A 19539-nucleotide genomic window follows, 5' to 3' on the forward strand; every position below is an offset into this window, starting at 1 on the left:
GGAGTCCTAAGCTGTTTCCTGCTGCCTCAAATCCTTCCGAAGAATTTTACCCACCGGGGTCATGGGCAGTTCATCCCGAAACTCAATATCCCTGGGCACTTTATAAGCTGTTAAATGAGAACGACAATATTCAACCAACTCATCAGAGGTCAGGCTTTTATCAGCAGGCACCACGAATAGTTTTACCTTCTCCCCGGTTTTATCATCAGGCACCCCGATGGCAGCACAGTTTTCAACCTTCTCGTTTCCTGCCACCACATCCTCAATCTCATTGGGGTAAACATTGAAGCCCGAGACCAGTATCATATCCTTGATTCGATCCACAATCTTTACAAAGCCATCCTCCTGTATAACAGCCACATCACCGGTTTTCAACCACCCCTCAGCATCAAGGACTTCCGCGGTAGCCTCTGGTCGCTGCCAATAGCCTTTCATCACCTGAGGCCCCTTGACGCATAACTCTCCCGGCTCCCCCACCGCCATTTCCTGACCATCATCACCAACAACCTTAAGTGCTGTGCTTGGCACGGGCAATCCCGCCGTTCCCAGTTGAGACAGATCTCCTGCCGGATTCATACAGACTGCCGGAGAGCACTCAGTCAGGCCATAGGCTTCAGAAACCTTACAACCGGTGAAATTTTCCCAACGATGTCCAATCTCTTCTTTCAGGGCAGTGCCACCGGAAAGCGTGAACTTCAGCGCTGAAAAGTCACACTTGGCAAACTCCGGGTGGTTCAGCAAACTGACGAACAACGTATTCAAACCAATGAATCCGGTAAACCGCCAGGGTTTCAGGAAGCGAATAAAGGTACCGGTATCCCTGGGGTTGGCAATTAATATACTGTGATTACCCAAAAGAGGCAGGCATAACAGATGCACAGTAAAGGCGTAAATATGGTAAAGAGGCAAAGGGGCCACAATAACCTCTTTCCCAGGCTGCAAAATCTTTTTACCATCATCACCTTCCTGGGCCAGTACCCCCCCGGCTTGAAGCATATTGGCAATGAGGTTTCTATGGGTCAGGATAGCTCCCTTGGCAACACCGGTCGTTCCACCGGTATATTGCAGAACTACCGCATCTTCCAGAGAACTCGGAGGTGGTGGGCTATAACGGGACTTAACACCTTGTTTTAATGCGGTGGCAAAGGGAACAACACCTTTCAGGTTAAAAGGCTTAACCATTTTCTTCACATGCCTGGCAACAAAATTAATAAGCTGCCTCTTAGGCGTTGGCAGCATATCTGCCAGGCGAGTGCAAATAAGGTGCTTAATCCCCGTATCAGCAATAATATCCTCAACCAGATGTCCAAACACATCCAGAAAGACTAATGCCTTGGCGCCCGAATCATTAAACTGGTGCTTCATTTCCCTGGCGGTATAGAGGGGGTTGGTATTCACCACTACCAGCCCTGCACGAAGAGCACCGTAGACTGCAATAGGGTATTGCAGGAGATTTGGCATCTGGATGGCAATACGATCACCCGGTTTCAAATCCGTATGATTCTGCAAGTAGCTGGCAAAGCGTTTACTGTATCGATCAATATCAGCGAAGGTTAAGGTATGTCCTATTCCGGTATAGGCTGGCCGGATCGCATGATCAGACAAAACCTTTTCAATAACAGCCAGGACACTGGAATGCTCATCAGGGTTAATAGTGTCCACAACACCTGCCGGCCTTTTACCACTCCAAAAAGTTCCGTCCATACACTATCTGCTCTTTATTGTGATTATTTTATTGTTACAATGTCAGACAATCCTGACTATTTTGATTTCTAAGACAGTTACTAGCAGCCTGTCGGACTTAGCTCTGACCTACTGCGAAAAAGCCGGATTTGGCCATTTTTTATGCTGATTCTCGTTAAATAGAACCACTATTCGCCTCGAATCAGCACAAAAAATGGCTCAAACCGGTCTTTTTCTCGCTACGATCGGCTAAGTTCGACAGGCTGCTAGCCCGTTAAATTGTACCGTTTTACAAACAAAAGTGAACAAAATAATCAATAAAACACCTGATAAACAGAGTCCTTTTGTCATATTTTGTTCAATACATTATCTCAACCCCATTGATCTGCTGGCAATCAGATCAGGATTGACTTAATCTAGGGTAAAGAATAGCCAATACCCATTCTCAGGATTTATCCCAATGCATGAGCGGGTTATTGGTAAAGGCCCTGTTGTTCATGGCGGTCGAGGGCATCTCTGACAGAGACCTGAAAACCTGAAAAACAATAGGATCCTGGCTTTGCAGACATTCCTGAAAACTTACAGAAAAACCGGGAAGACATTTCCTGAACCCCTTTTCTGGAGTTTTAGCCCATGACAGAGTTTTACCTGAAAATTCTGTCAGGCAACCATCTAGGCGCAGAAATTCCGCTGGAACCCGGAAGTTACTCTCTGGGTAAAGGGGAAAACTGTGACCTGATATTAACTGATGCCAGCCTGGCTGACATCGAACTGATCATTGATATTGCCGAAGATGGATCATTAAAGGTCAGCACCGAAACCCAGCACCCCCTTTATCTCAATGGCAGTCCTGAAGGTGAGAAATTAATACCAGGGTTCTTTGATGTTTTCACCACCAGCAGTATTCATTTTGCGCTTGGCCCGGCAGACCAGGACTGGCCAGAAATACAGGTGCCCAAATTACAAAAGCCAGCAGCCGAATCTTCACCCGGCACTTCTGAAGACAACGACTTTCCGGATCCTGATGCAGACGAGGGCCACACAGAATCCTCTTTTTCTGAAGAAGAAGGCGATAAAGAGGACGATACTGAAGAAGAAGCTCAGGACGCCCCCCTGGAAATTGACAAAAAATGGCTGATCGGTGTTCCCGTTGCCATCATCATCTTAATGACTGTCTTCGCCATATTGCTCTTTTCCGGACCTGATGAAAGTGCCAGTGTCAGAAAAACACCCCCCCTTGAACAGGCACGCTTAATTAAAAATCAGCTGCAACTTCCAGATATCAAAATCCGTCAACTGCCTGATAACACACTGCTGGTCACAGGCTATACCCAAGCCCGGAGTAAAAAAGAGCAGCTCCTCAACCTGTTTAGAGAAGAAAACCTGGCTTTCAGATCCCAGGTTGTGGTGATGAATGATATGCGAGCCAATGCGGATGCCCTGTTAAAGAACAGGGGCTACAAAAAACTGAACATTGAGCTTGATAATACTCCAGGTTCTTTGGTTTTAACCGGTTATGTGGTGTCATCCGATCAGCTTGATAAAATTACCGACATGCTCAAGGAAGAAATTTATGGCCTGAATTCTGTGGTTGATCAGGTGGAGAACCAGACAGGGCGGGTGAATTCCTTGAAGGCCATGATAAAAGAAAAAGGGCTGGCCAGCCGGGTTCATTTGATCGAACGCCCCGAAAAAATACTGATTCAGGGCTTACTGCTTGATGAAGGCCAATTCTATAAATTGAAAGAGGTCGTCAACCGTTTTACAAATCGCTTTAACAACCAGCCTGAGGTCATAATCGCCACACGCAACGCCCAAAACCCCCAACTCACTTTCCAGCAACCTCAAGCAACCGATCAGTCAAACAGTGCGAATGTATCGGATACCTCAGGTGTACTAGTTGCAGCCAATACTCCAAAGAGTCCGCTACAGCCTGCCATTACTGTTCGGGGGGTGAGCATGGGACCTATACCCTATGTCATTATGGAAGACGGGGGCAAGTATTTGATAGGCGCAAAACTTGATAACGGCTTTATCATTGAAGACATTAGCCTCGACTACCTGTTATTGAGCAATGGCAAACAAAAAATAAAATTCCAGCTAGGAGGAAAACGTGGCGTCACATCAGCACGAGAATGAAGCTATTCGTATATCCGACCTCGAAGAACGCTTGATTACCGATGAAGACGGTAGTTATAGAGACCAGCTTATGAGTGAGCTGTTCGACAAAATGGTCGAATTGAAGGCACTTCGCGACCAGTCGCTATCGCCAGAAGAATTCAATAAAGTGGAATCACTGATACTCGCTATTGCCGCTGCGGGAGAGACCGTGGGTAAAACCTGGAAAAAGCACCATAAAAACAAGGCAGTAGACCCCCAAGACTAACACTGAGCAGGCAATAGAGCACTCTCACTGACTTCAACCAATGGAATGGGAGAAGAAACATGGCTGGAGATTACCGATCCACGTCCAACTCCACTGAAAGTCAGCCTGGCCCGGCTGATGGATTTAATTTTGATTCCGTTCAGGAACAGTTTGGCAAGCAAGCCCAAAGGCTGGACCAAAACCTGAAAACCCGTATCAATAATATGGACCCCAATAGCACCCAGGATATGGTGAACTTTCAGGTGGAATTTAATAAATACATGATTGTAGAAGGCCTGCGATCCAGTATCATCAAATCCATTAAGGACACAATCCAGAGTATTATCCAAAAAATCTAAACGGGTTTATTCAACTTATCGGATGCCATTATCCAGCGCACCACTGAACAAAAGAGGCCAATAAAATGATATCAGATAATATGATCAAAACCCTGGCTGATATTGGTTTTATGGCCAGCAGCTCCGGACAGACAAAACATGCTTTCGCCATATTCACCGGGATAGAAGCGGTAAAACCCGACAGTATTCTGCCCGATATTGGCTATGCCCTGGAGTTTATGAATAAAAAGAAATACCAGGAAGCCATTAGTATCTTAACCAAACAGGCACTACAAAAAGAACCTGACAGCGCTGCGGCCAAAGCCTTTATCGGTCTGGCCCTTATGCTGGATGGCCATAATAAAAAAAGCGAAGACTGTCTGGAGGCCATTAAAAATAGCGATGACAGTGCCGCCTCTAAAATGGCTAAAGAGCTGCTTGATCATATTCGCAGCAACTGAGCTTTAATGGATGATGGGAATGGCATGAGCTTCTATTTGTTCATTTGCCATTCCCTGTCTAAATAATACCCATCATCCTATCCGGGACAGCAGCTTTTTCCTTATCTCAGCGGGCAAACCAATACCAGGCTGCAACTCTTCTCTTAGCCAACGCTGTATCATCGTCGTCAACTGCTCAAGAAAGACTCCGCCTGTTTCCAAGTCAGCCACTAGCTGCTGAAACAGAGCCTTTGCTTTATCGATCGCATCAACCTGAAAATAATCGTTACCCAGGTAAACCGGCTTGAGTCCCCCAAGTAAGTTTCTGGTGAGAACCTCAGACTTCCCTGGATACCTCACCAGTGTAACCAACTGTCCCGCCATCCATGGCGCCACAAAAGCATCTGATAATCGGACCATCGGTTCACGCCACTCTTCACTCAACCAGCACTGGCTTTCCTGTCCGGACAAACAGAGGTGGGTGGCTACCCGCTGTAAATAGTACCGGGTTCTTTTCAGTGAGAATTCCTGAAACCCCTTAAAGACATGTAAATCCCGTAACTGTTGTCGTACAGCCAGCAGGCCAACCATTGGCTGAAATCTTACCTGGACATCTTTGCATCGTTCAAGAAAACCAAGCCATTGCCCGGAATGATCACTCAGGGTACGAAAAACCACTGCAATCCCTTCCGTGATATCCATTGCATAGCGAGCCGCCATCCCTGACTGATTGAGCAGACTGTGAGAGGTAGCCGTTTTGATAATATTGCTATAAATCCCCTCTATCTCCCCAGGTTCAGCCTCCTCAAACACATCTCGGTTAACACTCACTGCACTGAGCTTTGGCCTGGTACTATGAAATAGTTGCCAGATATCCGTCAGTCTGGTTTTTTCAAAGCTGGTGTCTGTTATACCTTGAATAAATGCCGTTGCCGGCGATCTCAACTCCTGTTCCAGAGCCTTGAATACACCGCCATGGAAAGCTTTTTCCAGATCAATCAGATAAGGTGTGCCTTGTGCAGATATCACATTGAGCTGATGTAAATCTGAAAGCCCCAGCAGAATGGCAAGTCCGGTAATGACTCCCAGCTTCCGGTGATAATCCCTTGCTTCAGCATCGGACAACGCCTGTATTTCCTGTTGGGAACCAATGTACTGGGTATAGCCATAGAAACCCGTCTTTTCTGATAGTTGCTCCTGTTTTGGCAGCATTTTATAAGCACCAAGGCCCGGAAAATCTCCCAGCCAATGATTAAGCTCACTGGCTAAACTGTTACTGTCATCACCGACAATCAGGGCATCTATTCGGATATCCCGTGCCTTGTATACCAGTTTTTCATTGTTATCAAAGGAAATAATGACCGTCGATGCCCCTTTTTCTATAGCAGGAAACACCATATCAATAACCCTGGTGGCTGGTTTATCCCATAACGCCCCAAAACAGTTATTAATTTCAGAGAGGTCTGTTTGTAAACGCCGAAACAGGTGTTTGACGCCCTGGCACAGAGTGACCAGCATTTTTTTCCCCACCCTTGACCAGGCCGGATAGGCCTGCTCCAGGGTATAAAGCCCTCCTTGTTTATTGAGCAGATCCAAAGTCTTCTGATAGCTGGAAAGGCCATTGTCTTCACCGTACCAGGCTATTGCCTGCAACACCTTTTCATCAATAAGGTCAACCTGGCTAGTCAACAGCGATTTAATCAACTGCCCCCCTGAGCCATCTAAAGATTGAATTAATGGTAAAAGCGTCTTCGCTATCCAGTTCAGCACCGGTGCCAGATAGCCCTGCCTTTCCGGGGCACTATTTTTCAGTGTCTCTTTCACACCCGCCTGATCTTTAATATCCGCTCTTTTTAAACAAGATGACGCCCTATTAACTGAATCATGTTGAGTCTCGTAATCATATTTTGAAAGCAGTTGGTATTTACACATCCACAGCAACACAAACGGCAATTGTTCTTTACTATCAGGAAACTGTCGCCTCACTTCCTTTACCGCTTTTCCTCGGAGACAGAAAAGAACAATATCCCTCACCTGCCGCTGATCCAGTAGATGGTGAACCTCCCTGAAATGAAAGCCTTTCTCCATCATCAGCAGAACCCTGATCGCCCTGTCTGTGGTCAATAAATAATGACTGTTGTTTAGTACTACAGATGGATAATGGCCAAATACTTTTTCAAATGAAAAACCAGCCGGTTTCCCTGACTGATAATCCAGTTCAGCGGCTTTTTTGTTAAGTTGCTCAACAATCTCGTGATACTGGTTAATCACTAAGGGCCAGTGATAATAATCCAGAACCCGGCTTTTAGCGGCCTGGCCTATTTGGATTCGCAGTGACTTATCCCTGATCAATCGTTCGAGGCTATGCACCAGGCTGTCAATCGCAATAGCCGTTCCCTGCGCTTCAATCAAATGAGCCTGCTGTGGCTGGATAACAGAAATCCCCTGACTCAGGCTATCGTGATCGGCAGAAAGGGTTTCAATTAAAAAACCACTTTTGCCATGCTCCACCAATTCCCGATAACCATTCCATTCAGAAAGCACCACTGGCAAGCTATAATTCATAGCTTCCAGAGGAGCCAGGCCAAAGCTTTCCTGAACATTATCCGCTACGGAAACGAAGATATCAGCCGCTTGCAACAGCAGATCCTTTCTTTCTTCATCTACTGAAAGCTCAAAGCGGATGCGTCGCTCAAGGTTCAACTCATAGGCCTGAGTCAGTAAGGATTTTATGTAGTCGCTGGAGGCATCCCCATTGCCTGCGAGAATCAATATAAAATCAGAAATTCCATGCTCTTCCACTATCTCGTTAGCAGCCAGAAGCAGTGGGTGCAAATCCATCTTGTCAAAGGGAGAAAAACGACCAATACATAACAGCAGGGTTTGATCTGCCGGATAGCCTAAAATATCCCTTGCCTGATTTTTATTATCCAGGGAGCATGCTAAATCTCCGTTTTCTCCCAGTGGTAACACACTTAATTGCCCTGAAAACGCCACTGTTTTATTGGCAAACACTGAAAGCTCTTCAGCCGCAGAACCCAACAAACGATCCATAACCCGCTGCTGGGCCTGTGAGCTGCATAAAATAGCATCACATGGTTTTACTGGTGATAAGATCAAGTCGCGGGATTTTGACAGATAGCTATCAAAACTCAGGGTATGCGCCCGGCCGGTAATTGGAAACAGAACATCGGAATACTGCTCCCTTAAACCCGCCAGATCAGAAATATAAGGGTCTCCCTTATGAAAAACACTGTATTGATAGCGGGAAAGATATTCTGGTAAGTGGCTGACAGGCACAATTCTAATTTGCTTATCTCTACCATACTTATCTATATAAGCCTGCCATTCTTGTCGAAAAAAAGGAACTTGCTGATCTTCAAGAAAAAAATGCAACTCCTTAAAATGACTGCAACAAACAATAGCCTTCAGGAAGTCTTCATTGGCTTTTTGCAAGCCATTATAGTTAGTTTGATATACATCATTACACCTGGAAACCAACACACCAAATAAAAAACAAAAATCTTTATTATTAAATTGCATTCTGCCACTCCATGAAATATTTCATTAACACTGAGTTAAAATTCTCTAAATTTAGACATCTTAACTAATTTCAAAAAAACGCACCATTTATATTATTTTTAATAAAAATATCATCCTGTGCTCCCAAGACATCTTATAAAAAAATCCTTTAACACCTCATCATTTTTATATTTTTTGCCACTCCCTTTACCTCCTGTAATATTTTGAAAAAACTCCTTAGCACTCTTATTTATATGCTTATCTGGAGCATATAAAGCTTTTTTCTTTGCATTTTCACCCACCCAAACAACACCACAATCATCCCATACTAAATCCTCGTCCTCAAAAAAACCATAATTATCCCATTCTAATTCTTCATCGGGAATATAAAACTCTAACGAATCAGGCTCGCCATCATCCTCAATAAGATCATAAGCGTTAATGACTTTAAAATTTTCTCCGACTTTATCGTCAAACTCACCTTCCTTTTCTAAAATTATCCTACTACCATCTAATTCAATACATTTCGTAGATTTAGGTTCTTCTTGAATTTTAACCAACATCATAACTTCTTCTTTTTTATCAAAATCAAGCTTATAACATAAGCCATCTCTAAAAAAAACAATACTGTCAGATGAAGCCTCATGACCTTCATAAAGACCAGAAATACAACCATCACCCCCCTTAAAATCATTCTTTCTATATATATTTTTTTCAACAAAAGCACACTCAAATAACCTTCGACTCAAAAGATACAAAGAACTTTCATACTCTTTAAAAACATATTTCAATGCAAAAAAAGATGGATTATCAATTGAAATCACATAAGCTGAAAAAACATAAGTAGGTCATAGTTTGGTTTCAAATAAACTGGATGTTCGGCCAGTACGAGAAATCTACTTCTTGATCTAACGATCAGATAGCTATTGAATGATACATTTACTCTATTATAAAGAGAGTACTGGTCTTTAAATCCCTCTCCCTATGAAGTACGTCACTACAATCACTGATGAAGCTGTTTTATTAACTTTGAAATTCGCCAAACACTACGGACCTCTGAGATGTATAAGGGAAAGAGCCCATAGCCTTTTATTGAGCAATCGTGGCTTTACCCTTGAGCAAATTGCCGAAATACTTGAAATTAGATATCAAACTGCTTCTCAGTGGATTGATGATTGGGAAGAATATGGTATTCGTGCCTTGTACAAGGGGCATGGTGGCGGTAGGCCGTGCATATATGACGAATCCGAAGTGCAACGCATAAAAGAATTAGTGGCTGAAGAGCCTCGTCGCTTATCGTATGTCAAATCCAAGATCGAGGATGAAACCGGTAAATCTTCATCAAAAATTACTCTGGCAAACATTGTAAAAAAGCAGGGCTGGTTTACAAAAGACTCCGTAAATCATGCAAACATAAACGGGACGAAGAGCAATTCCATGACTGTAAAACTGCTCTGAAAGATGCCCAGGAAGCCGAGAGCAAAGGGTTAATCAATTTATTTTATTTTGATGAGTCCGGCTTTACCCAGGAACCTTGTGTGCCATACGGTTGGCAGGAAAAAGGAAAGCAGCTCAGAATACCATCAGTCAAAAGTAAACGCATCAACGTACTGGGGTTTATGAACCGAAGCTGTGAGCTATTTCATTATCCTGTTGTGGGTTCAGTGAATAGCGATACGGTGATTGCGGCCTTTGATGACTTTGCAGAGAAAATGGCAGATGAAAAATACAGCTCAAATGATCGTTACACGGTAGTTATGGTGGATAATGCCAGCATTCACACCAGCAAAAAGTTTTGTGCCAGAATTGATGACTGGATGATTGAAAAGAAATTGCTGGTCTGCTTTCTGCCAACATATTCACCTGAGCTCAACCTGATTGAAATCCTGTGGAGGAAAATAAAGTATGAATGGCTCAACCTCTTGTCAATCAAGAGCTTTGCGGAATTTGAAAAAGAAGTTGAACGGGTGCTTTTTTCATTTGGAGAGGAGTATATGATCTCATTTTCTAATACTGTCCGACTGGATGGTTAAATTATTCGAAAGCAATCTATACACTACTTATGAAGTACGTCACTACAATCACTGATGAAGCTGTTTTATTAACTTTGAAATTCGCCAAACACTACGGACCTCTGAGATGTATAAGGGAAAGAGCCCATAGCCTTTTATTGAGCAATCGTGGCTTTACCCTTGAGCAAATTGCCGAAATACTTGAAATTAGATATCAAACTGCTTCTCAGTGGATTGATGATTGGGAAGAATATGGTATTCGTGCCTTGTACAAGGGGCATGGTGGCGGTAGGCCGTGCATATATGACGAATCCGAAGTGCAACGCATAAAAGAATTAGTGGCTGAAGAGCCTCGTCGCTTATCGTATGTCAAATCCAAGATCGAGGATGAAACCGGTAAATCTTCATCAAAAATTACTCTGGCAAACATTGTAAAAAAGCAGGGCTGGTTTACAAAAGACTCCGTAAATCATGCAAACATAAACGGGACGAAGAGCAATTCCATGACTGTAAAACTGCTCTGAAAGATGCCCAGGAAGCCGAGAGCAAAGGGTTAATCAATTTATTTTATTTTGATGAGTCCGGCTTTACCCAGGAACCTTGTGTGCCATACGGTTGGCAGGAAAAAGGAAAGCAGCTCAGAATACCATCAGTCAAAAGTAAACGCATCAACGTACTGGGGTTTATGAACCGAAGCTGTGAGCTATTTCATTATCCTGTTGTGGGTTCAGTGAATAGCGATACGGTGATTGCGGCCTTTGATGACTTTGCAGAGAAAATGGCAGATGAAAAATACAGCTCAAATGATCGTTACACGGTAGTTATGGTGGATAATGCCAGCATTCACACCAGCAAAAAGTTTTGTGCCAGAATTGATGACTGGATGATTGAAAAGAAATTGCTGGTCTGCTTTCTGCCAACATATTCACCTGAGCTCAACCTGATTGAAATCCTGTGGAGGAAAATAAAGTATGAATGGCTCAACCTCTTGTCAATCAAGAGCTTTGCGGAATTTGAAAAAGAAGTTGAACGGGTGCTTTTTTCATTTGGAGAGGAGTATATGATCTCATTTTCTAATACTGTCCGACTGGATGGTTAAATTATTCGAAAGCAATCTATACACTACTTAGGAAGAATAAAAAGGAAAAAGAAAAAGAAAAAGAAAACCATATTTCATACAAGGCTCCTCATGCTAACTTTAGTTGCTAATTAGCGGCCTAGATACTAGTATTTCCTGCTATCAACCGGAAGCAATCCACACTCTAGAAAGTTGTTTTGCCAGATTTTAGTATGCTTGGAAACCGCTTGCTGTAATAGCTTCCAGGTTCAATTATAGGTCACTTCTGAAACAATCCGTGCCATAAACTGACTCATATCCGCGCCTGATATTCATTTAAAAAATAGTCAGGGAATGACCTGGAGTCACAGGATAAAACCAGAAGAGGGAGTAAACATAAGAAAAATAAGCGAACCATTGAGAAACTATACCTGACGAGTACAACACCGTCAGGTCGTTTCCGTATAGAGTCCTTAGGGCATCAACATCATAGGCCCTGAAGCGGTAAAACGTTGTTGCTGATCGATAACCTGCTTGAGCACTTCGTAGGCATTAATAAATTCTATCAGGGCATTTTCCAGTTCAATCTCATCAAATTCACGCAAAGGACGAATCAGGTATAGAGCCAGCTGCTTGCCATCAGGTTCAAGGCATAAACTGACCCGATGACTGTAAATAAGCGCCAGGCTGGTTTTTAACAGATCCACAAGTAGCTGCTCCCGGGCACTATTACCTTCGGGCAAAGAAGCTAATATTCCATGTATGTAGCAATTGCCATTGGCCTGAAAACAGGCAGCTTCAATGGCATCATCAAGGGTAAGGAAATAAGTGTTATCACGGAAATCCAGCTCATCCATATCATTCTGGCTGGCAAAGGATTTCATTACAGTGTCAAAGCTCATAGCATCCCTGCTCCGGAGAGATAAAGGCATCCATGCCTTAAGAAAAGAGTCATTACTCTTTCAGTGTAGCTGAATCAGTCTTCTATCAGTGCCCCGGAACGATTCACCCTGACCACACTGGTGGATGACAATTTTCTAAAGATCGTAACCACTACCAGGAATGCAGCCAGAGCCGCCATAAAGCCTGTAAAAACAGAGTCAGTCACTCCCATCACCAGATAACCACAAACAGAGACCAGGGCAATGGATAGCGCATAGGGCAGCTGGGTGGTCACATGATCGATATGATGACAGGACGCCCCGGTTGAAGACAGGATCGTGGTATCGGAAATAGGCGAGCAGTGATCACCAAACACTGCACCGGCAAGCACTGACGCCAGCATGGGCAGCATCATGGTTATATCCGCAGCCGCCGCCATATCACCAGCAATGGGCAACATAATCCCGAAAGTCCCCCAGCTGGTGCCGGTGGCAAAGGCCATAATGCCAGAGACCACAAACAGGATCACAGGCAAATACCCCGAATCAACGGAATCACTCACCAGACTGGCCAGATAACGGCCTGTTTCCATATTGCTAATAACACCGATCAGCACCCAGGCGAAAACCAGGATATAAATAGCTGGCAACATGGAGTGAATACCCTCAGCCACCGCCTTATACCAAAGCGAACCACTCAGGTTATGGCTCATCAGCATACGTCCAGCGGTTAACACCAGGCCTATAACAGCCCCATACACCAGGGAACCCGCCACATCGGTATGTTCAAAAGCTCCCAATACAGAAAAGGCAGAACCCTGCTCCTGTAGCTCCTGGGCACCTGTCCAGATTAATGCCCCCAGGGTGGCCAATACCAACGCTATAATCGGCACAACCAGATCAGAAACCCGACCCCGCTCATGGTCTCCCAACTGGGCAGCACCTGGAGGCGTTCCCTTGGACAAGTCATATAATTCGCCAGCATGAGCCCTGTCTTCATGACTGCGCATGGAGCCTACATTCAGATCCAAACAGGCTGTTGCCAATACCATGGCCAAACCAAATACTGCATAAAGATTCATGGGGATCATATTGAGGAAAGCCTCAATTGCACTCATATCTGTTATGCCATGGGACATCATGATAGAGCCAATCAAGGCAATAATATAAGCGCCCCAGCTGGATACCGGTGTCAGCACACAAACCGGTGCAGCCGTAGAGTCAATCAGGTAAGCCAGCTTGGCCCGGGAAATCCGGTGGCGGTCAGTGAGGGGACGACTGATATTACCTACGGCCAGGCTATTAAAATAGTCATCAATAAAAATCAGGATACCCAGCAACACGGTCAGCAGCTGCGAGCCCTGACGGGTCTTGACGCGGGCTCTGGCCCAGTCACCAAAAGCCCTGGCTCCACCAGACAGGCTGATGAGGCTGGTAATAACACCCAATAATAAAAGAAAGAGCAGAATAAAGACGCTGCTTTTGTTAAAGCCATCATTCCAGAAGACCTCAACAAAGCCCCGGGCAATATAAGCCAAGGCATCCAGTGGGTTAAGGCCAGTGAGCAGTAAAGCACCCACCACAATACCCGCACCGAGAGATAACAAAACCTTGCGGGTCAATACCGCAAGCAGGATGGCAACGGCAGGCGTCACCAGGGAAAGGGCAGAGTCACTATAGCTCAATAGTTCCATAAACTGATCTCGTCATGCATGCCAGACCAATGACTAAATATCCTTATCAGTTATCAGTATACAATTGGCGGTATCGGATCAGGAGGCAGAAGGATAGGCAGGGAGGAACACATCTGGGAATGTGCTTTTCTTCTGGTACCCGGTAGCTCTCCACAGTAAAAACTGCGACAGTGATACACTTCTTCAATGCACCACCAGCGGACTGACCTGACAAATCAATCAGCTTCGGCGCTGTTGCCTTTCAACCGGACTCAACGGGCGTCACCCTTATCCGTACTACTGATCAACAGCGCGCCTCTACCTAGAGGATCACATCCAGATAATAGCAAGAATATCCGCTCCTGCCATGTCTGATTATGCATTATTATGCACATTAAATCACAAGATACAACTCATCCCCCAGGACGACCTCAGCTGGCGGGAGGCCGACACCACTGAACCCGGAAGCGAAAATAACAGACTTTGAATGTTTGATATCCCCACCTTAAAAAAGATAAATACCGTATCAGGAAAGGGTAAAGGTGCTGAAAAGAGGGGTGAAAAATGTGCTTTCAGGATATTATGCTATACCCATACTTTTTATAAGCCTATCAGCGACTTACAAGCCGGTTTACGCTATTTTTGAAGGGGGGGGGCAGATGAGTCAGTTTGATAAACCCGGTGAACAGAATAATACCGGGATAACCCGACGGGACTTTCTTGGAGCAGCAGGGTTAGCCACACTGGCCCTTGGTATGGGAAGCATAGGAGGAGCATCACCAGCAAAGGCTTCCACAACCCCCTACATTGGAAAGCTCCCGCCCAATACTCCGCTTAAATCCAAGCGCTATAACATCCTTTTTCTAATGACCGATCAGGAGCGTTATCTTCCCGAACTGGTGGGGAAAGGACACTGGCCAGGCAGGGATCGCCTGGCAGCCATGGGGACAACCTTTGAAAACCACCAGGCCTGCTCAATGGTGTGCACCTCTTCCCGCTCAGTGATTTTCACCGGCCAGCATGTTCAGCATACCCGGATGTTCGACAATACCGACTTTCCCTGGGTTAATGATATGTCTTTCGATATTCCAACCATTGGCCATATGATGCGGAAAGCCGGATATTACACCGCCTATCAAGGGAAGTGGCATCTTACTCAAGCACTCCACGAACACGCCAATGAGGGAAACCCTGAACCCAGGGCCGATCATGATATTATGGAGCGGCATGGTTTTTCCGACTTTACCGGTATTAATTATGTGGCAGGTGCCGCTCAATTTGGCTACCTCACGGATCAGTATGTGACGGCAGCATCCCAGGCATGGCTAAGGCAAAAAGGCAAAGCACTGAACAAAGCAGGACAGCCCTGGTTCAAAACCATCAGCCTGGTTAATCCCCATGACATCATGTTCTATAACACAGACAAACCCGGAGAAAAGGTTCAGAAGTCCGGTCCAATGATGTTCGATATTCAAGGTGACCCTGATGATGAGATATACAGCAAACACTGGGACGTACCACTTTCACCCAGTCGCAATCAATCCATGACTGAACCGGGGAGACCCAAGGCTCACCAGGACTACCAGCAATCCATGGCCATGCTATGCGGCAAGATACCTCATCAGGATGAACGCTGGCAAAGGTTGCAGGACAACTACCTGAATTGCATCAGTGACAATGACCGTTCAGTGGATGCCATTCTCACAGAGCTGGAAAACCTTGATCTGCTGGATAACACCATTGTTATCATGACCTCTGACCATGGTGAGCTGGCAGGCGCCCATGGCATGTCCGGCAAAGGGGCAAATGCCTATCGGGAACAAAATAACGTACCCTTTGTTATCTATCACCCGGATATATCCGGTGGCAGAAAATGCAAGGCAGTGACTGCCCATAACGACATTGTACCGACCATTCTGGCAATGACCGGGGCAGATTCCAATCAAAGCAAAACCGTTTCTGGCAGGCTTAAAGGGCAAAATATTTCTCCATTATTAAACAACCCTGAAAATGCCCCCTTTGATGCTATCCGTGAGGGCGCACTCTACTGTTACAGTATGTGGGCATTTATGGATGCAAACTGGATTGGCAGTATCGCCAAACTAATAGAGGCGGGTAAACAAGTCACCCTGGATAACATACCCAAACCTGACATAAAAAAACGATCCAATATCAGAACGGTCTTTGATGGCCGGTATAAATTAAGCCGTTACTTTAACTCCCGTGAGCATAACCAGCCCAAGACCATCAATGAAATATTCGCTGCCAATGACGTAGAACTCTATGACCTTGATAACGATCCGTTTGAAATGGATAACCTGGCTATGAAAACACAAAATCAGGAACTGCTTCTGGCAATGAATGACAAACTCAACCGGCTGATTGACAGTGAAGTGGGTAATGACAATGGCTTCCACCTTCCCGATATAAGTGGCGTGAATTGGGCCATAGAAAGCTTTAGTCTTTAAATGCTGCCCAGGTGGGAAAAACATCATTTCAATAAGGCAAAGGTAATATGCAGTTTCAAGTCATGGCCAAACCCTCCGGGTCTCGCTGTAATCTGGGATGTAGCTACTGCTTCTATACGGAAAAAAAAAGCCTGTACCCCCACCAAAAAAACTGGCGCATGCCACCGGAAGTACTGGCAAGCTTTATCAAACAGTCCCTTGAGTGCCATGATGGCCCCGAGTGTCATTTCAACTGGCAGGGTGGCGAGCCCACCTTACTGGGAGTGGAATACTTTAAAAATATCATCAGGCTGCAAAAGAAATATGCCGGAAACAAACACGTCACCAATAGCCTTCAGACTAATGCCACACTTCTCACCGATGAATGGTGCCGGTTTTTAAAGCACCATGATTTTCTGGTTGGAGTGAGCATTGATGGCCCGAAGGCATTACACGACCGCTACCGAATAAAACGCAATGGCAAAGCCACTTTTGAGCAAGTAATGTCCGGTATCACGCGGCTAAAAAAGCACCGGGTGCCTTTTAACACCCTTACCGTTATCAATAGTGACAACGCACGATACCCCCTTAAAGTCTATCGGTTTCTCAGCCAAATAGGTGATGGACATATGCAGTTTATACCGGCTGTTGAGCGGCTGCCGGACCAGACTACCCTCAAGCAGGGATTAGAGCTGGCACCTCCACCCTGTGATGGCTCCACCCCTGACAATTACCGCATCACCCCATGGAGTGTAGAGCCACAGCAGCTGGCCACCTTCTATACAACACTTTTTGACTATTGGGTACGGAACGATATCGGTAAGATTTTTGTCCAGTTCTTTGAGGTGGCACTGGGTAACTGGCTTGGCGCAGGAGCAGGGCTATGCCAGTTTTCACCAACATGCGGCATGGCTGCTGCCCTTGAGCATAATGGTGACCTTTACTCCTGTGATCATTACGTTTACCCGGAACACAAGCTGGGTAATATTATGCAGACGCCGCTTCGCCAACTCATACAATCAGAGGCACAGCAACAATTCGGCAATGCCAAATTGACAACACTTCCACCCTCCTGCCTCAGTTGTGAAGTCAGGCCCGCCTGTCATGGAGACTGCCCTAAGCACCGGTTTGTGAAAAGCGCTCATAGCCAGTGGGGTATCAGTTACCTTTGCCCTGCTTACAGGAAGATATTCAGTCATATGGCTCCTTACCTGGATGGATTAGGTCGACTGATTCAATCCGGAAGAGTCCCTGGCGAAATGATGACTTTTCTGCGCCAACGCGAAATTTGATGAGAAATGACAGTAATTATTAACATGACTACCCCGGAACAGAGCCCGGGGCAAGGAGGGATCTCAATTAAAGCTATTTATGAGACAGGAAAAACTATTCCCATTCGATGGTGGCCGGTGGCTTGCTGGAAACGTCGTAGGTCACCCGGGATACCTGTTCAATTTCATTGATAATCCGGTTGGACACTTTCTCCAGTAACTCATAAGGCAGGTGTGCCCAGCGAGCGGTCATAAAGTCAATGGTTTCCACAGCCCTGAGCGCAATAACATACTCATAGCGACGACCATCGCCCACAACACCCACTGATTTCACCGGCAGGAAAACCGCAAAGGCCTGACTCACCTTGTGATACCAGTCAGCATTGTGAAGCTCTTCGATAAAGATGGCATCCGCCTGGCGCAGAACATCCGCATAGGACTTCTTCACTTCACCCAGCACCCTGACACCCAGTCCCGGACCCGGGAATGGATGACGGTATACCATATCGTAAGGCAATCCCAGTTCCAGGCCAATTTTGCGCACCTCATCCTTGAACAGTTCGCGCAGAGGCTCCACCAGCTCCATTTTCATATCTTCCGGCAAGCCACCCACATTATGGTGGGACTTGATCACATGAGCCTTGCCAGACTCAGCACCGGCGGACTCGATGACATCCGGATAGATAGTGCCCTGGGCCAGAAAATCAACACCATTAAGGGCTGTTGCTTGCTCATCAAACACCTCAATAAAGGTGTTACCGATGATCTTGCGCTTCTGCTCAGGGTCATTAACCCCTTTCAGTTTGTTCAGGAACAACGCTTCTGCATCAGCACGAATAACGCGAACACCCATATTTTCTGCAAACATGGCCATCACCTGATCCCCTTCATTGAGGCGCAGCAGACCATTATCCACAAAAACACAAACCAGCTGGTCACCAATGGCCTTATGGAGCAGTGCCGCAACCACACTGGAATCAACACCGCCAGAAAGGCCCAGCAACACCTGCTTGTTACCTACCTGGTCGCGCACCCGCTGAACCGCATCTTCAATAATCTGGCCCGGTGTCCACAGGCGCTGGCAACCGGCGATATCAACCACGAAACGTTCCAGAATCCGGTAGCCCTGCTTGGTATGAGTCACTTCCGGGTGGAACTGCACACCATAGAACTGCTTCTCTTCGCAGGCCATGGCCGCAATCGGGCAGGATGGCGTGGAAGCTGCCTTAACAAAGCCGGCAGGCATGGCAGATACTTTATCACCATGACTCATCCAGACATCCAGGCTCAGCTTACCCGTTTCATCCACATGGTCTTCAATGCCATCAAACAGACGAACAGTTCCTTCCAGATCCACCCGGGCATAACCAAACTCCCGGAGATTTGAGCAAGAAACGGCACCGCCCATCTGCTCAGCCATGGTCTGCATGCCATAACAAATACCCAGCACAGGTACACCCAGGTCAAATACCAGCTCAGGAGCCCTGGGGCTATCGGAACCGGTCACAGACTCAGGGCCTCCGGATAAAATCACCGCTTTAGGGTTAAATTCCCGGATGCGCTTATCATCCATATCATAAGGATGCAGCTCACAGTAAACACCGATTTCCCTGATACGCCTTGCAATCAACTGGGTGTACTGAGAACCAAAATCAAGAATCAATATGCGTTCAGCATGAATATCCTGGGACATCTTTTCTACCGATAGACTGGGAAGCCGCTTTTTAGAGGCAGCCTTAACCGTTAAGGCTGCCTCTTAAGACCGCTTCTGGATAAAATATGGCGAGGCCGGGTTTAACCCGGCCCCTGAACAATGCTTATAATCACTGCCAGCTCTGCAATTACAAAGT

The 19539-nt window shown here is 45.8% G+C and carries 17 protein-coding genes and 1 riboswitch; of the genes, 11 read left to right on the forward strand and 6 right to left on the reverse strand.

From position 1 onward, the window contains the following. Positions 1-6 precede the first annotated feature (6 nt). Positions 7-1704, reverse strand: coding sequence for an AMP-binding protein (locus MJ595_RS19215; RefSeq protein WP_263079682.1), 1698 nt, complete (start codon positions 1702-1704; stop codon positions 7-9). A 612-nt stretch (positions 1705-2316) separates the two neighbouring features. On the opposite strand from MJ595_RS19215, the gene sctD reads away from it, so the two are divergent. The 4 genes from sctD to MJ595_RS19235 all read left to right on the forward strand — a co-directional run bounded on the left by sctD (position 2317) and on the right by MJ595_RS19235 (position 4847). Further along, entirely contained in the window at positions 2317-3822 is a 1506-nt protein-coding gene (gene sctD / locus MJ595_RS19220) for a type III secretion system inner membrane ring subunit SctD (RefSeq protein ID WP_263079683.1), read from the forward strand. Continuing rightward, positions 3797-4069 carry a hypothetical protein gene (locus MJ595_RS19225; protein WP_263079685.1) on the forward strand — a complete coding sequence of 91 codons (273 nt, stop codon included), beginning with the start codon at positions 3797-3799 and terminating at the stop codon, positions 4067-4069. The genes sctD and MJ595_RS19225 overlap by 26 nt, the downstream gene beginning before the upstream one ends. Before the next feature lie 59 nt (positions 4070-4128). Then, a complete protein-coding gene (locus MJ595_RS19230) occupies positions 4129-4407 on the forward strand; it encodes an EscF/YscF/HrpA family type III secretion system needle major subunit (RefSeq protein ID WP_263079687.1) in 279 nt (92 codons plus the stop codon). Positions 4408-4487: 80 nt separating this feature from the next. Next, positions 4488-4847, forward strand: a complete 360-nt coding sequence (locus MJ595_RS19235) for a hypothetical protein (protein ID WP_263079688.1) — start codon at positions 4488-4490, stop codon at positions 4845-4847. 72 nt (positions 4848-4919) lie between these two features. Here MJ595_RS19235 and MJ595_RS19240 read toward each other — a convergent pair whose 3' ends face one another. Continuing rightward, positions 4920-8369 (reverse strand): DUF4135 domain-containing protein, encoded by a 3450-nt coding sequence (locus MJ595_RS19240; protein ID WP_263079689.1) that lies wholly within the window; start codon positions 8367-8369, stop codon positions 4920-4922. Between the two features lie 110 nt (positions 8370-8479). Next, entirely contained in the window at positions 8480-9172 is a 693-nt protein-coding gene (locus MJ595_RS19245) for a hypothetical protein (protein ID WP_263079690.1), read from the reverse strand. Between the two features lie 160 nt (positions 9173-9332). On the opposite strand from MJ595_RS19245, the gene MJ595_RS19250 reads away from it, so the two are divergent. The 4 genes from MJ595_RS19250 to MJ595_RS19265 are packed head-to-tail and all read left to right on the forward strand — an operon-like array spanning position 9333 to position 11459. Further along, the gene (locus MJ595_RS19250; protein WP_263078037.1) at positions 9333-9806 is read left to right on the forward strand and encodes a helix-turn-helix domain-containing protein; all 474 of its coding nucleotides are present in this window, start codon (positions 9333-9335) and stop codon (positions 9804-9806) included. Continuing rightward, positions 9728-10381 (forward strand): IS630 family transposase, encoded by a 654-nt coding sequence (locus tag MJ595_RS19255; protein ID WP_263322427.1) that lies wholly within the window; start codon positions 9728-9730, stop codon positions 10379-10381. The genes MJ595_RS19250 and MJ595_RS19255 overlap by 79 nt, the downstream gene beginning before the upstream one ends. Before the next feature lie 29 nt (positions 10382-10410). Then, positions 10411-10884, forward strand: a complete 474-nt coding sequence (locus tag MJ595_RS19260; RefSeq protein WP_263078037.1) for a helix-turn-helix domain-containing protein — start codon at positions 10411-10413, stop codon at positions 10882-10884. Then, positions 10806-11459 (forward strand): IS630 family transposase, encoded by a 654-nt coding sequence (locus MJ595_RS19265; protein WP_263322427.1) that lies wholly within the window; start codon positions 10806-10808, stop codon positions 11457-11459. Before MJ595_RS19260 ends, MJ595_RS19265 begins: the two co-directional genes overlap by 79 nt. Positions 11460-11890: 431 nt before the next feature. On the opposite strand, the gene MJ595_RS19270 is transcribed toward MJ595_RS19265, so the two are convergent. Together MJ595_RS19270 and MJ595_RS19275 are read right to left on the reverse strand one after the other, a co-directional pair. Beyond that, the gene (locus MJ595_RS19270) at positions 11891-12319 is read right to left on the reverse strand and encodes a CesT family type III secretion system chaperone (RefSeq protein ID WP_263079691.1); all 429 of its coding nucleotides are present in this window, start codon (positions 12317-12319) and stop codon (positions 11891-11893) included. Positions 12320-12393: 74 nt separating this feature from the next. Next, the gene (locus tag MJ595_RS19275; RefSeq protein WP_263079692.1) at positions 12394-13992 is read right to left on the reverse strand and encodes a Na+/H+ antiporter NhaC family protein; all 1599 of its coding nucleotides are present in this window, start codon (positions 13990-13992) and stop codon (positions 12394-12396) included. A gap of 135 nt (positions 13993-14127) precedes the next feature. Next, a riboswitch (Lysine riboswitch) is annotated at positions 14128-14300 on the reverse strand. A 158-nt stretch (positions 14301-14458) separates the two neighbouring features. Here MJ595_RS19275 and MJ595_RS19280 point away from each other — a divergent pair. From MJ595_RS19280 to MJ595_RS19290, 3 genes are read left to right on the forward strand one after another with little or no spacing between them, the layout of a single operon-like run. Then, positions 14459-14617 carry a hypothetical protein gene (locus tag MJ595_RS19280; RefSeq protein WP_263079694.1) on the forward strand — a complete coding sequence of 53 codons (159 nt, stop codon included), beginning with the start codon at positions 14459-14461 and terminating at the stop codon, positions 14615-14617. 13 nt (positions 14618-14630) lie between these two features. Then, positions 14631-16439, forward strand: coding sequence for a sulfatase-like hydrolase/transferase (locus tag MJ595_RS19285; protein WP_263079695.1), 1809 nt, complete (start codon positions 14631-14633; stop codon positions 16437-16439). Between the two features lie 47 nt (positions 16440-16486). After that, entirely contained in the window at positions 16487-17710 is a 1224-nt protein-coding gene (locus tag MJ595_RS19290; RefSeq protein WP_263079696.1) for an anaerobic sulfatase maturase, read from the forward strand. A gap of 94 nt (positions 17711-17804) precedes the next feature. On the opposite strand, the gene guaA is transcribed toward MJ595_RS19290, so the two are convergent. After that, the gene (guaA, locus tag MJ595_RS19295) at positions 17805-19382 is read right to left on the reverse strand and encodes a glutamine-hydrolyzing GMP synthase (protein WP_263079697.1); all 1578 of its coding nucleotides are present in this window, start codon (positions 19380-19382) and stop codon (positions 17805-17807) included. Positions 19383-19539 lie beyond the last annotated feature (157 nt).

Origin of the sequence: Endozoicomonas sp. Mp262 (assembly GCF_025643335.1) — a bacterium.
Classification (GTDB): domain Bacteria; phylum Pseudomonadota; class Gammaproteobacteria; order Pseudomonadales; family Endozoicomonadaceae; genus Endonucleibacter.

What these genes read in the sequence shown, in the direction of transcription:
- MJ595_RS19215 (WP_263079682.1), bottom strand. Translation starts at nt 1,704, where the DNA reads ATGGACGGAACTTTTTGGAGTGGTAAAAGGCCGGCAGGTGTTGTGGAC.
- sctD (WP_263079683.1), top strand. Translation starts at nt 2,317, where the DNA reads ATGACAGAGTTTTACCTGAAAATTCTGTCAGGCAACCATCTAGGCGCA.
- MJ595_RS19230 (WP_263079687.1), top strand. Translation starts at nt 4,129, where the DNA reads ATGGCTGGAGATTACCGATCCACGTCCAACTCCACTGAAAGTCAGCCT.
- MJ595_RS19235 (WP_263079688.1), top strand. Translation starts at nt 4,488, where the DNA reads ATGATCAAAACCCTGGCTGATATTGGTTTTATGGCCAGCAGCTCCGGA.
- MJ595_RS19240 (WP_263079689.1), bottom strand. Translation starts at nt 8,369, where the DNA reads ATGCAATTTAATAATAAAGATTTTTGTTTTTTATTTGGTGTGTTGGTT.
- MJ595_RS19250 (WP_263078037.1), top strand. Translation starts at nt 9,333, where the DNA reads ATGAAGTACGTCACTACAATCACTGATGAAGCTGTTTTATTAACTTTG.
- MJ595_RS19260 (WP_263078037.1), top strand. Translation starts at nt 10,411, where the DNA reads ATGAAGTACGTCACTACAATCACTGATGAAGCTGTTTTATTAACTTTG.
- MJ595_RS19270 (WP_263079691.1), bottom strand. Translation starts at nt 12,319, where the DNA reads ATGAGCTTTGACACTGTAATGAAATCCTTTGCCAGCCAGAATGATATG.
- MJ595_RS19275 (WP_263079692.1), bottom strand. Translation starts at nt 13,992, where the DNA reads ATGGAACTATTGAGCTATAGTGACTCTGCCCTTTCCCTGGTGACGCCT.
- MJ595_RS19280 (WP_263079694.1), top strand. Translation starts at nt 14,459, where the DNA reads ATGTTTGATATCCCCACCTTAAAAAAGATAAATACCGTATCAGGAAAG.
- MJ595_RS19285 (WP_263079695.1), top strand. Translation starts at nt 14,631, where the DNA reads ATGAGTCAGTTTGATAAACCCGGTGAACAGAATAATACCGGGATAACC.
- MJ595_RS19290 (WP_263079696.1), top strand. Translation starts at nt 16,487, where the DNA reads ATGCAGTTTCAAGTCATGGCCAAACCCTCCGGGTCTCGCTGTAATCTG.
- guaA (WP_263079697.1), bottom strand. Translation starts at nt 19,382, where the DNA reads ATGTCCCAGGATATTCATGCTGAACGCATATTGATTCTTGATTTTGGT.